Origin of the sequence: Alteromonas sp. OM2203 (assembly GCF_048517045.1) — a bacterium.
GTDB lineage: Bacteria > Pseudomonadota > Gammaproteobacteria > Enterobacterales > Alteromonadaceae > Alteromonas > Alteromonas gracilis.
Window position 1 is genome coordinate 103,111 of sequence record NZ_CP183210.1, and the last position, 14,673, is coordinate 117,783.

Below are 14,673 nucleotides of genomic sequence, written 5' to 3' on the forward strand. Positions count from 1 at the left end.
TTCCTTTGTAGTCCGCACCATATTGATACGTAACAGTCACTTACAGTTTTTAACTCAAACCGCAACATTACGAATAAAATGTCTCGACGGCGTAGTACAATTCTCTAAACTTCTGCCGTTTATTGAGGTAATTGTCATGAATCTTTTTGTTCGGTGTGTATGTCGCCTCAAGCTTTGGCTTAAAGCATATGTCTGAAAGGTCGGCATCCGGATTGGCAGCGAGTTGGGCCAGCCGAGCTGCTCCAAGAGCCGGACCAACATCCCCGCCCTCTCTGTACTCCAGTTCGTAACCGCTGATATCGCTAAGGAGCTGACGCCAAAAAGTACTTCTTGCGCCTCCACCTATAAGGCTTATTGACTTTGCAGTGACACCACTTTGATGCACCGCGTCAATGCCGTCAGCAAGTGCCATCGAAACCCCTTCTATGACAGCTCGTGCCATATGAACCCGCTCAGTCGATGCCGATACCCCAAAAAATGCGGCCTTAGCTGAAGGGTTATTATGAGGTGTTCTTTCGCCCGTTAGATAAGGGAGAAAAACAGGTGTTTGAGTGTCATGGTGGCTTGTATTTTTCTGTACATCGTCAATCATAGACCCGACTTCGGCATAACCACTTTGCTTTGCATACCAGTCTAAGCAACTCGCCGCGCTGAGCATAACCGACATCATATGCCAACGATTAGGAATAGCATGGCAGAAACTGTGAACAGCCTGAGCAGTATTTACGGTAAATCGATCAGTTACGGCAAAATAAACACCTGATGTTCCAAGTGATAGCATTGCGTGACCAGGCTCATAAATTCCACACCCAATTGCCCCCGCGGCATTATCGCCAGCACCACCAGCAATAATGACATCCTGCATTCCCCAGCGTGCCTGTAGTGAGTCTTTTAAGTGCCCTGTAATGCTGCTGCCCTCATAAAGAGAAGGCATGTTGTCGACGCTCAAGCCGCAGGCTTTTAATAGTTCTTCATCCCAACTACGAGACTCGGTATTGAGCCAAACGGTACCGGCGGCATCCGACATATCAGACCCAAACTCACCGGTAAGCTGATACCTTAAAAAATCTTTCGGAAGCAGAACTTTGTCTATTTTAGAAAAGATTTCTGGCTCATTTTTTCTTACCCAAACAATTTTGGGGGCAGTGAAACCTGCCATTATGAGGTTGCCGGTACGAATAGACGAGTCTGGCACTAAGCGAGTTAGCTCTTCACACTCGTTGGTACTTCGACCGTCGTTCCACAATATTGCAGGTCTTAAAACGTTCCCTTTACTATCCAACAACGTCGCACCATGCATTTGACCGCTCAAGCCGATTGCTTTGACGGTAGATAAACTGTTCTTATCACTCAACTCATCAAGACAGTCACAGGTGGCCTGCCACCAGTCGTTAGGATCCTGCTCCGACCAAAGGGGATGCGGCATAGATACGCTAAGCGGACGGCTTACTGAATGAACAATCGCTCCAGCTTCGTTGGTTAACACAGTTTTCACACCAGAGGTGCCTAAGTCTATTCCTATGTACATCGACATTTCTCATAAAATAAGCGCTGATGTACGAATGTTGATTACTAAAAGCGTTTATATCAATTACGAAATTTTGTAATCGTTTTGTTAATTACAACATCCTGGTTTAGTATCACTAAACAAATAATCATAATAAACGTTACGTAATTTGTTTATACGTAGGAAGCTAACATGTTCGAAAAAGCGCACAGTATTACGCTACTTCTGAATGCGAGTAAGATATTCGACAGACAAATTATCGAAGGGATTGGGCGGTACCTCCAAACATCAGATGCAGATTGGGATTTGTATTTAGAAGAAGATTTCTTAACTCGGCTGGAGCATTTAGATGAATGGCGCGGTGACGGCATAATTGCCGACTTCGATAACCCTGCGATAGAGCGCGCATTGACTAGTACATCTGTACCAGTTGTTGGCGTAGGGGGCTCTTATCAAGACAAAAGCAATTACCCCAATGTGCCCTATGTTGCCACGGATAACTTTGCGCTCGTAGAAGCCGCATTTGAACACTTACGCCAAAAGGGTATAGAGAGGTTTGCGTTCTATGGTAGCCCAATTAGTGAAGGGCAGCGGTGGGCGCAAGAGCGCGAAAACGCAATGTTAGCTCTTACTAAGCAGCATGGATATGAGTGTTATGTTTATCGTGGTCATGCTGTGAGGGCCGAGACTTGGCAATATTCTCAAAAGAGGCTTACCGATTGGCTTAAAAGTTTACCTGCGCCTACCGGGATTGTAGCTGTTACAGATTCCCGAGCTAGGCATCTACTCCAAGCATGTGACCATTTAGACCTGCTCATTCCAGAGCGATTTGCCGTTATTGGAATCGACGACGATGAACTTACGCGATTCTTGAGCCGAGTTAGTTTGTCCTCTGTTAGACAAGGTTGTCTCGAAATGGGTTTTCAAGCTGCGAAGCTACTTCACAGACAACTAAAAGGGCACGCGCCTAAGAACACCCAGTTACTCGTCCCCCCTGTTACCGTAGCGGCAAGACAGTCAACAGAGTTTAAAGCCATCAAAGACCCTCTTGTAATGCAAGCGTCGCATTTTATAAGAATGAATGCCTGTAAGGGTATAAAAGTTGACCAAGTGCTGGACCACGTAGGCATTTCAAGGTCTAACTTAGAGGCCCGTTTTAAAGAAGAGCGGGGCCATAGCATTCACACCGAAATACACAACGAAAAATTAAACAGAGCATGCAGAATGTTAAAAGAGACCGACGCGCACAGTAGCGAAATAGCAAAGCGCTGTGGCTATCCTTCGGTTCAATATATGTATGCGCTTTTTCGTAAACACTTTGATCAAACTCCTGTTGAGTACCGCCAAGCAGCGCAACCTGATTATTTAGAAAGTGAATCAGAAAGCCCGCTTATCAACATCTCCTAGATTAGGACTATAACAATAGAGAAAACAATATGGACACGACATTAACCAATAACACTCCTAGTGAATCGACAAACACTGGGTTTATTCTCTTCATAACTATCGTAGCGACGATAGGAGGGTTCCTTTTCGGATTCGATAGTGGCGTGATAAATGGCACTGTTGATGGGCTGCAAACCGCTTTTAATTCTCAAAGTGTAGGCACTGGTTTCAATGTATCCAGTATGCTTTTAGGATGTGCCGTGGGTGCTTTTTTTGCTGGACGCTTAGCTGATCAATACGGCCGTAAGTCTCTACTGCTTGTTGCCGCTATTTTCTTTTTAATAAGTGCTTGGGGTTCAGGTGTAGCCACAAGCAGTGTCGAGTTTGTTCTTTATCGAGTTATCGGGGGCCTTGCTGTAGGTGCAGCTTCAGTCATGGCGCCCGCATACATCGCAGAGGTATCACCAGCAAAATATAGAGGTATGCTCGCCTCTATACAGCAAATAGCTATTATCGGGGGCCTTTTCACAGCCTTTCTGAGTAATTATTTTCTTGCTGATATCGCTTCAGGCTCTACTCAAAAACTTTGGTTGGATTTTGAAGCTTGGCGCTGGATGTTCTGGATGGAGATAGTGCCAGCATCACTTTTTTTCATAATGCTTCTATTCATTCCTGAAAGTCCACGTTTTCTGGTGGTCAAACAAAAAACGGTAGAGGCAGGCTCGGTACTTAGTAAGCTATATGGAACACGAGCTCAGAATAAACTTATGGAAATAGAAGCATCACTATCTGACGATCATAAGCCTCAGTTGAAGGATTTAATCGATAAAAGCTCAGGGAAGTTGAAATCTATAGTATGGATTGGCATTGGTTTAGCTGCGCTACAGCAACTCGTGGGTATAAACGTTGTTTTTTACTATGGAGCTGTACTATGGCAAGCCGTAGGCTTTTCTGAGTCTGACGCATTACTAATAAACGTTATAAGTGGAGCTATAAGTATAGCGGCATGCATTGTTGCTCTCGCCGTGATCGACAAAGTGGGCCGTAAACCATTGTTAAAGTGGGGGTCTATTGGCATGACAGTTACGCTTGCCGTGCTCGCCATTGCCTTCTTAAATGCTGAGCAGTCTGTTGATGGGAAGTTATCTCTAAACGAATGGGGCCCAATAGCCTTGATTGCAGCGAACCTCTATGTTTTCTGCTTTAACTTCTCATGGGGGCCTGTGATGTGGGTAATGTTAGGGGAAATGTTCCCAAATCAGATAAGAGGTTCAGGCCTTGCTGTTAGCGGCTTAGTCCAATGGTCAACAAACTTTCTAATAACTTGGTCATTCCCGATGTTGCTTGCAGGTATAGGGCTCGCAGGTGCTTACGGCCTCTATGCGCTTTTCTCACTGCTGTCGATTGTATTTGTTGTACGTTATGTCTATGAAACTAGAGGCGTAGAACTTGAAGATATGCAGGGCTAATTACCTGTCCTAAAGAATTAGGCTTTTGCAATTTAGTTAAATAGGTGCCTCGGTGAATGCTTGCTGGCACCTAGTTACTACTCTTTCTAAGTAAAACTTGTGACACCGTAAAAGAATTTTGGTAGCAGCTCTCAAGTAGTTAGTTACGTCAAAGCCCTTACATATTGAAAGTGCTTTTTTTTGCGACGACTAATTTTGAAAAATAGCTACAAATCTTGGGTATCAATCTTCAAGAAGATTGCCTATTCATCATGAACCTTTAAATTGTTATGAGAAGAGCAAAATTACATGTTAAGACACCTTACCTTTGTCGCCTCATTGCTTATATTAGTTGCTTGTACCCTTCCTGAACCTGAATCAAGTTCCAGCAAAGTACAATATAATGAACAACCACAACCTAGTAACTTACTAGTTGAAGATAATATCCATCCGCTTAACGTTCACAACGAAACTCCAAGGTTATCCTGGCATGCCAATGTTGAAGCGCAAGAGGCTTTCCAAATACAAGTCGCTACTACTCAGGACAAACTAGTTTCTGGCTTTCCAGATCTTTGGGATAGCGAGAAAATCATATCTAGTATTTCTGTTAACGTTCCCTATCAAGGTCCGACGCTAGAGGCAAATAGCAAAGCCGTTTGGAGAGTTCGAGTCTGGTCAAAAGGCGCCGAAACGCCCGGTGAATGGAGCCCCCCCTCATACTGGGAAATGGGGTTACTTAAAAAATCCGACTGGCATGCCAAATGGGTACAAGTTAAAGAGCGCGATATAGCGAAGATAACAGAAGACAGGCTGAACTGGATAAAATATGCAGCCAATATTCACCCCAATATTACTGAAAAACTACCGGAGAGTGCTTTCAAAAAGCAGCTAGGCGTTGTTGAACAATTAAAGCAGCAGCCGACTGCCAGCTTATTTCGTCACTCATTTACTACAGAAACTGGCAAAAAAATCGCGAGAGCTAAACTTCACAGCACAGCTGGTGGGTACTATGAAATATTCTTAAACGGACAGAAGGTTGATGATCGACTTGCTGACCCGGGTCAAACTGATTTTGATAAGCGTATTTTATATAACACTGATGAAGTCAGCGATTTACTATTAAACGGTCAGAATACTATCGCCGTTCATCTTGGGAGCGGCTGGTACGACGAGAACATTGCCTTTAGCAAATGGTCTAACCCAGACGCAGCTAAGGATAAGAGAAATCAGAAAACCTTATCCTATGGACAGCCGAAATTCATAGCCCAATTAGAACTTATTTATGAAGATGGAAGCAGTCAAATTGTAGCGTCTAATGAAAACTGGATATCACACCCTTCACCTATTTTAAAAGAAGGGCTTTTTTCTGGAGAGCTTTATGACGCCAATGAAGCTGTTGAAGAATGGAACGTAAATACATCTGCAAATAATCTACTTAACTGGCAACCGGTTGAAGCCTTGGATGAATGGCCTACTGAATCATTGGAACCACAGCTTCTGCCGCCAATAAGAGCAATAAAAAAATTAGAACCTATTAAGCTTTATCAACCGCAAAAGAATGTTTGGGTTTTCGACTTCGGACAAAACTTCACTGGTATACCAACATTAAACCTAGAAGCTCTAAATTTAAAACCAGGGCAAGCTGTCCATATGCGCTACGGAGAATGGGCAGACATAGACGGTAATTTAAGCCAAAAGTCTGGGGGAGGTGCACCACTTCTAAAACAGGTTGATACCTATATAGCTTCTGGAGAAGACGCGCAATTTTGGAGTCCGGTTTTTACTTGGCATGGTTTTCGTTATCTAGAATTAACAGGCATAGACTTTGAGCCAGATTTGAACGCCGTACACGGACATCTAGTTCGAAGCGACGTTGAAATTGCTGGGCAATTTAAAAGCTCTAGTAAATTACTAAATAAAATTCATGGCATGGCGCTGTGGAGTTACGAAGGAAATTTAATGGCGCTACCGATGGACTGCCCAATAAGAGAGCGAGCTGGGTGGACAGGTGATGCACATGCAGCGCTGATTACTGGTAACTACAATTACGACATGCAAAACCTCTGGGCAAAATATTTAGGTGACTTCGAGACATCAAGTCACATCGCACCGGCAGTCGTTCCTGGCAAACGTTCACACGGCGAAAAGTACGATTGGGCTGTAGCTGAAGTCATTATTGCTTGGGAGCATTATCGCCATCATGGTGATATCCAAGTAATCGCCGAACAGTACGATAGTATGGTGGAATACATGGACGCTGCGGAGACACAACTAACCGATAACCTTCTGCGCGATGGCTATGGTGACTGGTGTGATCCAGTTCGAGTACCCGGGATGACGCGCAAACGCTGTAATCCTGAATATACTCTACCAACGATGACGACATCTGGCTTTTTAGCACATGGCGCCGACCTAATGGCTAAAATGTCTACGCTTCTGAATAAACCGGAAAAAGCTAAACACTATAGTGCTTTATTCGAAAGGATTGCCTCGCAATATCACAAAGAATTTTATAACCCAAAAACCGGGCATTATGGGAGCCAAACCGCTGACGCCATGGCACTTAGATTCGGTATTACCCCTATACACTTAAGGTCTTCTGTTGCCGAAGCACTGAATAAAGATGTTGTGGAAAGCTGGAATGGTCACGGCTCTATTGGCGCATTGGGTCAAACTTATGTATATCGCGCACTGAGTGATTACGGTTACGGAGATACTGCTTTTGGTATATTTACGGCTCAGGGCTATCCAGGTTACCAGTGGCAATTCGATAATCTCAAGGCAACAACCCTATGGGAGCGTAAAGGCGTATGGGATCCAACTAAAGATCCAGAAGGTAGAAACCCACCGGGACGCTCATTAAACCACCCTTTTCACAGTGGATATGACGGTTGGTTTTACGAGGGTTTAGGCGGTATTCGACCACTTGGTGACAACCCCGGATACCAACATTTCGAACTATCACCTGTATTCCCCAAAGACCTAGAATGGGTTGAAGTGAGTTATAAGACGGGCTATGGGAAAATAGTGAGCAATTGGCAACGCCGTGGCAATACAATTCATTGGCAATTCGAAGTGCCGAGCAATTCGTCAGCCATGGTTTCATTGCAGGATAAACCAAGCCGTATATATGGAGCTGGGCAACATTCAGTGACGATTGAACAATAAAAATATATATTGATGTGTTAAAAAGCGCCGTTTTTATACGGCGCTTTTTTAGTTAGAGAATAGAAATTTTAGCCTAAGTCGTAAGGCCGCCATGTGCCATTAGCAGCCGTCCAAATTTTTAATTAAACTTCCGAAGAGTACGCAAAGCCGCCGTTGGCGCATTGAATAGTGAGTGGAGGCGCTCTGCACGAGATGGCGGTAATCTGTGAGCTTTAGCTTTAGGGTAGTTGCAGCCTGTGTAATACAGGCATTTATTTAGACATTAGCAAAGTTCTCGTAAATCAGCTTGCTGGTCATCAGAACGGTCACCGAGATAAACACTGGACGCACTAGCCGCGTGCCAAAACGCATCACAAACTTGCTGCCGACCACAGAACCGATAAGCTGTCCGGCTGCCATCAACAAGCCAAGCTTATAGTCCACCTGGCCCAAAGCGATGAACAGGATCAGAGAAATCATGTTACCGACCAGGTTTAACGGCTTGGTCGCCATTGTGGCCTGCTTGAGGGTATAACCTAACAGAGCAACAAAGCCGAGCATCCACAGCGAACCGGTCCCCGGGCCAAAAAAACCATTATAAAAGCCAATGAGCAATCCAGCGACCAGCATAAATTTACGGTTAGGCCATTTTGCCTCAATGGCCTCGGTTGCTTTTAAACGCCTAGAGAAAATGGAATAAAGGGTAATCGCCACCATTAACACCGGGAGCAAAACTTCCAGCGCCGCCTTATCGATCAGGCTGACCGCCACAGCGCCGGATAAAGCCCCGATTGAAGTGAACAGCACCCCCATCATCATTCCCTGTAACGGAAACTGACGGCTGGCAATAAACATCAGCGAGGTTGTCAGTTCCCCAATTACGGCCTGTAACCGGTTGGTCCCCAAAACCACCATGGGTGGCAAGCCAGCCAGCAATAAACTCGGCACAGTGATCAAACCGCCACCTCCGGCGATGGCATCTACTACCCCGGCAATAATGGCCACAGCAAATAAAAACGCGTATACCCATTCGCGGTGAGACAAGAGTTCACCACCACTCAAAATAACGTCACTGTGCATGTTTTCCTCACATCAATGGCAGACAGAGCGCTATTTGTATCACTGGCTAGCATGTGGTTAAATTAATATATTATTATTTAATCATTAAGGTTTAACTTAATGGTCAGTTCTCAAGATATCGAATTCTTTATTAACATCGCCGGCAGCCGCTCACTGGCGGCGGCCGCACGTAAACTCAACGTCACACCGCCGAGCGTATCGCAGCGTTTGCAGCACATTGAGCGCAAGCTGGGGGTAAAACTCGTTGACCGCAGTGCGCGTTTTATTGCGCTTACCCCGGAAGGCGAAACCCTGGCACGTTGTGGGCAGAACCTGCTGCAAGATTTAGAACACCTGACGCAGGAGGTCACTGACAGCAAACGGATGATTTCTGGTGATATCCGCTTAGTGGCGTCTTTGGGGTTCGGTGAAAAGCACATCGGGCCATTGGCGGCCGAATTTCAGCGCCAGTATCCGCTGACCAGGATTGAACTCAACCTGTCAGACAACCCCAGGTGGGCACAGCACAATAGTCCGGACATAATGTTTTACATCGGTCACTTGCAGGATTCCTCACTTAAACGACTTATCCTGGCCAAGAACCGTCGTTTAATGCTTGCTGCACCTGACTACTTACAATCCGCTCCACCGCTAACCACGCCGAAAGATCTGGAGCAGCACCGCTGCATTGCGCTGCGCGAAAATGATGAAGATGCCACCATGTGGCGTTTGGCTGACATCAGCAACGGACAAATCACCAGCGTGCGTGTCAATGCGGTTCTGGCCAGTAATGTCAGTCAGGTGACGAAAGATTGGTGTATTAAGGGAGAAGGAATCATTCAACGTTCGGAATGGGATGTAAAACAAGAGCTCAAAGCAGGCACCCTGGTGAGAGTCCTGCCGGAATACCAGTTAGCCGAAGCCGATATTGTCGCTCTGGTGGCGTCTGAGCGTCTGCACCGCTCCGATAAAGTCAGCGCCTTTCTGGAGTTTGTGCAGTATCATTTACCAGCCCGCCTAGCCATTTAGAGTGAATTTGGTTTTAGTCAATTTGGCACTAAACTAACACTAAACCTCCCTTTAACAGATCATGAGCGTTGGCTCCTTATCTGGAGGTGCCTCTGAAAATGTACAGGCTGAAAAGTACGTTAAGCGGACATTCACTGACAAATGCAATGCAGATTTATTTAGATGAAAAGCGGTTGCTCAAAATTATTTATTACAACCGCTTTAGTGACGGTTAGTTTCGTCTATCTAATGGACTTATTGTGCCCGAGGAATGCTGGCCAATAACATGTGTATAGATTTGCGTGGTTCTCAGGTCATTGTGCCCCAGCAACTCTTGAACTGTTCTTATGTCAGCCCCAGAGAGAAGAAGTTGTGTTGCAAAGGAATGCCTAAACGTGTGTGCGGTAACATGCTTTCTTACTCCAGCTTTCTTAACCGCTGCTCGTAAGGCTTTGGTTAACGATGTCCAGTGCAAATGATGACGACAGTAGTAACCATCTACTGGGTGTTGACACCGAGTAGCCGATGGAAAAATATACTGCCATTTCAACTCTTTAATCGCATACGGATATTTTCTAGCTAACCCTGTTGGTAGACTGGTTTCACCGCCACCTTCAGCAAGATCTCTTTGATGGATAACCGCTACTGCATTGATTTGCTTTTTGAGGGCTTCATGAAGGTTGTTGGGCAACATAGTTACGCGGTCTTTGCCTCCTTTACCGCGAAAAACAAAAACACTTTTTCCCTCAAAGTCGATATCTTTAACGCGTAGTTTAAGCAGTTCTGCTTTTCGCAAACCGCATCCATACAGTAACGAGAAAGCTAACTGATACTTCTCACTCATGTGACTGATGATAGAAAGTGTTTCCTCATGGCTAAGTACTGTTGGTATGCGTTTGGGAGCGCGGGCCCTAATCGTGTCTGGCAACAAGGTTAGTTCGCGTTCAAACACATGTTTGTACATAAAGACAATTGCACACAGAGCGAGATTTTGGGTCGATGAGGTTACATGCCGCTTAACAGCCAAGTATGTTAGGAAGTTTGTCACTTCCTGCTCACCCAATTCTTCAGGGTGACGTTTTTGATTAAAAATAATAAAACGCTTTATCCATAGTAAGTAGGTTTTTTCGGTCTGAATTGAGTAATGCTTAGTCCGCAAAATAGCACGAATTTTTTCTATGAAAGGGCTTTGACCCATAACTATCCTCCAATAAATGATGTTGTGTAATTACTGAGAAGTCTCAGTAAGACGCATCATAAAATTGGATAAATGGAGTTGTAGCCCAGTAGATACAGAAGCATTGGTCAGTTTATATTATGTTATTAATAAGAGTTCATAGTAACCACACAAGAAATTTCCTCAAAAATACGCTGTAAGCCCCAGTTCTAGAGACAATAGAGCACAGTTTAACTTTGGATTTAATGAGAAGTCTTAGTAATCAGCAAATTTAAGCATATAAAACCGATAACTTATTGATAATGAAATATTAGCTTACAAAATGTGCCCGTTATTAAAGAGAATTCTTAGTAATATGCATCAAAGATGTTTAATTTAATTGTTATCAGTCTTGTAAGAGGATGATATCCAATACATTTGTGGAGTTTTGTTGCGTGAAACCTACTGCGTGTTACAGTGAAGTCTCCATAATAAGATGTTAGGCGTCATTTACTCACAGCATTAAAATGTGGGTTTAACCGTGACATTTCAGCATCAAGGTTGTTTCGCTAGGGTGTCTTTACAGCTTACTTTTTCGGTAGTTTCAACGGCTTTGGCAACGTGCTTTTCATCAACACCGCAACGCCAACATCCAACATCTCCTGTCTTCTAAACTCGCTCTTTTATCCAGCAATGTCGTTAACATCTGGCATTTCGCACAGGGTTGTTTTATCTTAAATTCAATAATTTAAACACGCGGTCTATTTGGCTAGTGGTGGCAGCAAAGCTGCGTACGTTCCTTTGTACGCCTAACAAAACGCTGTTGGCACTCCCTTCGGTCGCTGGGACGCTAACACGTGGGCTGACTCACTTCGTTCGGATTTTAGCCCACGTGCTAGCGCCCCAAAGCTTAGCGTTAGGCGTCATTTACTCACAGCATTAAAATGTGGGTTTAACCGTGACATTTCAGCATCAAGGTTGTTTCGCTAGGGTGTCTTTACAGCTTACTTTTTCGGTAGTTTCAACGGCTTTGGCAACGTGCTTTTCATCAACACCGCAACGCCAACATCCAACATCTCCTGTCTTCTAAACTCGCTCTTTTATCCAGCAATGTCGTTAACATCTGGCATTTCGCACAGGGTTGTTTTATCTTAAATTCAATAATTTAAACACGCGGTCTATTTGGCTAGTGGTGGCAGCAAAGCTGCGTACGTTCCTTTGTACGCCTAACAAAACGCTGTTGGCACTCCCTTCGGTCGCTGGGACGCTAACACGTGGGCTGACTCACTTCGTTCGGATTTTAGCCCACGTGCTAGCGCCCCAAAGCTTAGCGTTATGAGCCACAGGGAGTTTTAGATTGGCAGCTTTTTTTGTAACTGTTTTTGTTCTGACCTTCCTATGGGTCGAACTTAATTATTACGTTTTACGCTGTTATGGACACAAGTTTACGATACTCCTGTCTTTTACTGGTGGCTTTGTAGGTTGTATTTATTCATATTTTTCTTCTTCCGACTACGTCATTGAAACGAGACAGATGGCCTTAATCAGCTTCAGTCTAATAATGTTTTTTGTACCAGTAATTGTTTTACATATTGCTTCGTGGCTAACATTAAATGTAAAACCTAAGACAAGGCATATAATTGCAACTTGTCTAGCAATGGTTAACACTATGGCTTGGCCATTTTTTGGCGTTGTAACAGGCTGTTATGTACAGCTAGATTGCATTTAACATGGCTTATAACAAACAAATTAAGTCTCTCGCTGCCGCTCGCTGGGACGCAAACACGTGGGCGGCTTCGCCATTTTCGCCCACGCGCCTGCGCCCCTTATTTGGAAGTTATGTGCACATGAGAATTCAAACACTTTCACTTTTATTATTACTAAACGGATGCTCAAGCATCGACAATAAGATCGGCTATGGAGTGAACTTCGAAATTCCAATTGAAGCATCGTGCCTCATTAGCACAATCAATGAGTATGAACCGTTTCAACCTGTTATCGCTTTAGACTCATCTTTAGAATTTACGTATTTGGAAAATAATACTAGTTTGAGCCTTCACTCCAAGAATTTAATCGGCGGTTATCAGCTCACTATCGACGGCATGTTCCTTGGAAAAAGTCATCAACAGTTTGTTCAAGAGGCAGAGCAAACATCAAAATTAGTTAAGCGCCTTGTAAATCAAGGTTGTTCATAGTGAGTGCACATAACAATACGCTATTGGCACTCCCTTCGGTCGCTGGGACGCAAACACGCAGGGCCGCTTCGCTATTATGCCCTACGTGCCTGCGCCCCAAAGCTTAGCGTTGGTATGACTCCCTTTGTCAACCCTGAACGAGCGTATCCCTGACATTCTTTCAGTCCATAATTAGCTTTGTTTCTCACTTAAAATAAATGAGCTAACGCACCGGATGAGGCAGTAATGTCGTCGGTTAGTATGCTGGTATTCGTAGGTTACTCATTCGTTGAATGAGCAGTGCTGACCTTACATGTTCCGCCGTAGCACCTTCTCATCAGTCTATGCTCGTGGGTCAATCACGATTAAGTGATTGCCATCATAACGCCCTCGTAGGTTGTGCCACATCCCGCGGCCTGATCCGAATGCGTTAGCTCAAACTCGTTTATCATGCAGGTACTCGGCTCAGTCTTAGTTTTGGATTAACCGGAGTAAGTACCACTTCCTTTGCAATGGCCCATATGTAAGCCGCCATCTCCCTAGCTATCGCGGTAATGATTAAATTGTAGTGTTTACCTTTTTTACTCATACGATGATAGCGTTTGCACAGACGCAATTGTGCTTTCCAAGCAATATCGACGATGTCTTTGGGTAAGCCTTCTTGCCTTAACTGTAATTCGGTAGAGACATTCGCTGGATAGCGATAGCTGTGCGCACCTTCAATTAGTAGACGCCTTGCTCTGCCGTTACCTGCTTTGGTAATGGCACCTAAGTGACGTTTACCACCGGAGGATTGTTCGCTGGGCACTAAACCTAAATACGCCATGAGTTTTCTTGGGTGATCGAAGCGGTGTAAATCACCAAGCTCTGCCACCACACCAACGGCGACTAGCAATCGAACGCCACGCATAGCCTGAATAGCCTTCACCACAGGATAATAACGCCACTGGTGAACGTGATGGGTTAACTCATTGTCGAGCCTTTCTAGCCGGCGAATACGCTCTTCTATGGTTTGCAATTGTTCCTGCAAGACAATTTGCTGGGCAGGATGAGGCAATATGAGTTCGGTAAGCCAGCGCAGATGCTTCTTGGACCAATTGGCCGTGCCTTCGTAACGAATGTTGTTGCGAAGCAGTAAGGCTTTAAGCTGATACTTGGCTTCTTTTAAATCCTTCATTGCTGCTTCACGGGCTCGGGACAAATCTCGAACTGCTTCATCCTCCGGCTCAGGCACATAGATGGGTGTAAGGTCTTCAGATTTTAGTGACCTAACGAGTTTAAGCGCATCCCTGCGATCGGTTTTAATTCGCTCCCCTGGCTTTTTAGGGATAAGAGATGGAGCCACGACATAGCAACAATGTCCCAAGCTCGTAATCAGCCGGTAAATCCAATAACCACACGGTCCAGCTTCATAAACAACGTGAAGCGTTGCGCCAGGATATTTGGATTCAAACTGGCGGAGCAGCTTCTTTACACTGACCTTAGACGAGGGAATACGCCCATAATGAACTGGTGTCGCTCCACGCTGTTCTTCACAATAAGCAACCTCATGAAACTCTTTATGCGTATCCAACCCGATAAAAATCATGCTATGTTTGTTCATGCTAGCCTCCAAATTGATTTAGTATTGAACAAACTAATTATGGCTCTGGCTGAAAAGTTAACCCACGAAAATGCGGAGGCTAGCATTTCTCAGGGAGTCATTGTGTCTAGGCGTCATTTACTTACAGCATTAAAATGTAGGTTAAACCGTGACACTCCAGCATCTAGGTTGTTTCGCTAGGTAGT

General features: G+C 44.6%; 9 protein-coding genes. 5 read left to right on the plus strand and 4 right to left on the minus strand.

Features of this window, described 5'->3' with window-relative positions; translation table 11 throughout:
• Nucleotides 1–67 precede the first annotated feature (67 nt).
• Nucleotides 68–1,528, minus strand: a complete 1,461-nt coding sequence (gene xylB / locus ACM0P2_RS20370) for a xylulokinase (RefSeq protein ID WP_159119845.1) — start codon at nt 1,526–1,528, stop codon at nt 68–70.
• Between the two features lie 171 nt (nt 1,529–1,699).
• Here xylB and ACM0P2_RS20375 point away from each other — a divergent pair, with 171 nt between their 5' ends.
• The 3 genes from ACM0P2_RS20375 (at nt 1,700) to ACM0P2_RS20385 (ending at nt 7,509) form a co-directional block, all read left to right on the plus strand.
• Complete coding sequence (locus tag ACM0P2_RS20375; RefSeq protein ID WP_159119844.1) at nt 1,700–2,914, plus strand: XylR family transcriptional regulator; 1,215 nt, start codon at nt 1,700–1,702, stop codon at nt 2,912–2,914.
• Between the two features lie 29 nt (nt 2,915–2,943).
• Complete coding sequence (locus ACM0P2_RS20380; protein ID WP_159119843.1) at nt 2,944–4,362, plus strand: sugar porter family MFS transporter; 1,419 nt, start codon at nt 2,944–2,946, stop codon at nt 4,360–4,362.
• A gap of 288 nt (nt 4,363–4,650) precedes the next feature.
• Complete coding sequence (locus ACM0P2_RS20385; protein WP_159119842.1) at nt 4,651–7,509, plus strand: alpha-L-rhamnosidase; 2,859 nt, start codon at nt 4,651–4,653, stop codon at nt 7,507–7,509.
• A gap of 255 nt (nt 7,510–7,764) precedes the next feature.
• Here the strand turns inward: ACM0P2_RS20385 and ACM0P2_RS20390 are convergent, their stop codons facing one another.
• A complete protein-coding gene (locus ACM0P2_RS20390) occupies nt 7,765–8,568 on the minus strand; it encodes a TSUP family transporter (RefSeq protein WP_159119841.1) in 804 nt (267 codons plus the stop codon).
• A gap of 99 nt (nt 8,569–8,667) precedes the next feature.
• Between ACM0P2_RS20390 and ACM0P2_RS20395 the strand changes: the two genes are divergently transcribed.
• Nucleotides 8,668–9,576: a LysR family transcriptional regulator gene (locus ACM0P2_RS20395; protein WP_159119840.1), complete on the plus strand. Its 909-nt coding sequence runs from the start codon at nt 8,668–8,670 to the stop codon at nt 9,574–9,576.
• A gap of 211 nt (nt 9,577–9,787) precedes the next feature.
• On the opposite strand, the gene ACM0P2_RS20400 is transcribed toward ACM0P2_RS20395, so the two are convergent.
• Nucleotides 9,788–10,753 carry an integron integrase gene (locus ACM0P2_RS20400; RefSeq protein WP_159119839.1) on the minus strand — a complete coding sequence of 322 codons (966 nt, stop codon included), beginning with the start codon at nt 10,751–10,753 and terminating at the stop codon, nt 9,788–9,790.
• A gap of 1,688 nt (nt 10,754–12,441) precedes the next feature.
• On the opposite strand from ACM0P2_RS20400, the gene ACM0P2_RS20405 reads away from it, so the two are divergent.
• On the plus strand, nt 12,442–12,906 hold the full coding sequence (locus tag ACM0P2_RS20405) for a hypothetical protein (protein ID WP_419227773.1): 465 nt from the start codon (nt 12,442–12,444) through the stop codon (nt 12,904–12,906).
• Between the two features lie 427 nt (nt 12,907–13,333).
• Here ACM0P2_RS20405 and ACM0P2_RS20410 read toward each other — a convergent pair whose 3' ends face one another.
• Complete coding sequence (locus ACM0P2_RS20410) at nt 13,334–14,488, minus strand: IS110 family transposase (RefSeq protein ID WP_419227249.1); 1,155 nt, start codon at nt 14,486–14,488, stop codon at nt 13,334–13,336.
• Between the last annotated feature and the right edge of the window lie 185 nt (nt 14,489–14,673).

Bases quoted from the DNA above. Each gene is read 5' to 3' on its own strand.
- ACM0P2_RS20375 (WP_159119844.1), top strand. From the start codon at position 1,700: ATGTTCGAAAAAGCGCACAGTATTACGCTACTTCTGAATGCGAGTAAG.
- ACM0P2_RS20380 (WP_159119843.1), top strand. From the start codon at position 2,944: ATGGACACGACATTAACCAATAACACTCCTAGTGAATCGACAAACACT.
- ACM0P2_RS20385 (WP_159119842.1), top strand. From the start codon at position 4,651: ATGTTAAGACACCTTACCTTTGTCGCCTCATTGCTTATATTAGTTGCT.
- ACM0P2_RS20400 (WP_159119839.1), bottom strand. From the start codon at position 10,753: ATGGGTCAAAGCCCTTTCATAGAAAAAATTCGTGCTATTTTGCGGACT.
- ACM0P2_RS20410 (WP_419227249.1), bottom strand. From the start codon at position 14,488: ATGAACAAACATAGCATGATTTTTATCGGGTTGGATACGCATAAAGAG.
- ACM0P2_RS20395 (WP_159119840.1), top strand. From the start codon at position 8,668: ATGGTCAGTTCTCAAGATATCGAATTCTTTATTAACATCGCCGGCAGC.
- xylB (WP_159119845.1), bottom strand. From the start codon at position 1,528: ATGTACATAGGAATAGACTTAGGCACCTCTGGTGTGAAAACTGTGTTA.
- ACM0P2_RS20405 (WP_419227773.1), top strand. From the start codon at position 12,442: ATGGCTTATAACAAACAAATTAAGTCTCTCGCTGCCGCTCGCTGGGAC.
- ACM0P2_RS20390 (WP_159119841.1), bottom strand. From the start codon at position 8,568: ATGCACAGTGACGTTATTTTGAGTGGTGGTGAACTCTTGTCTCACCGC.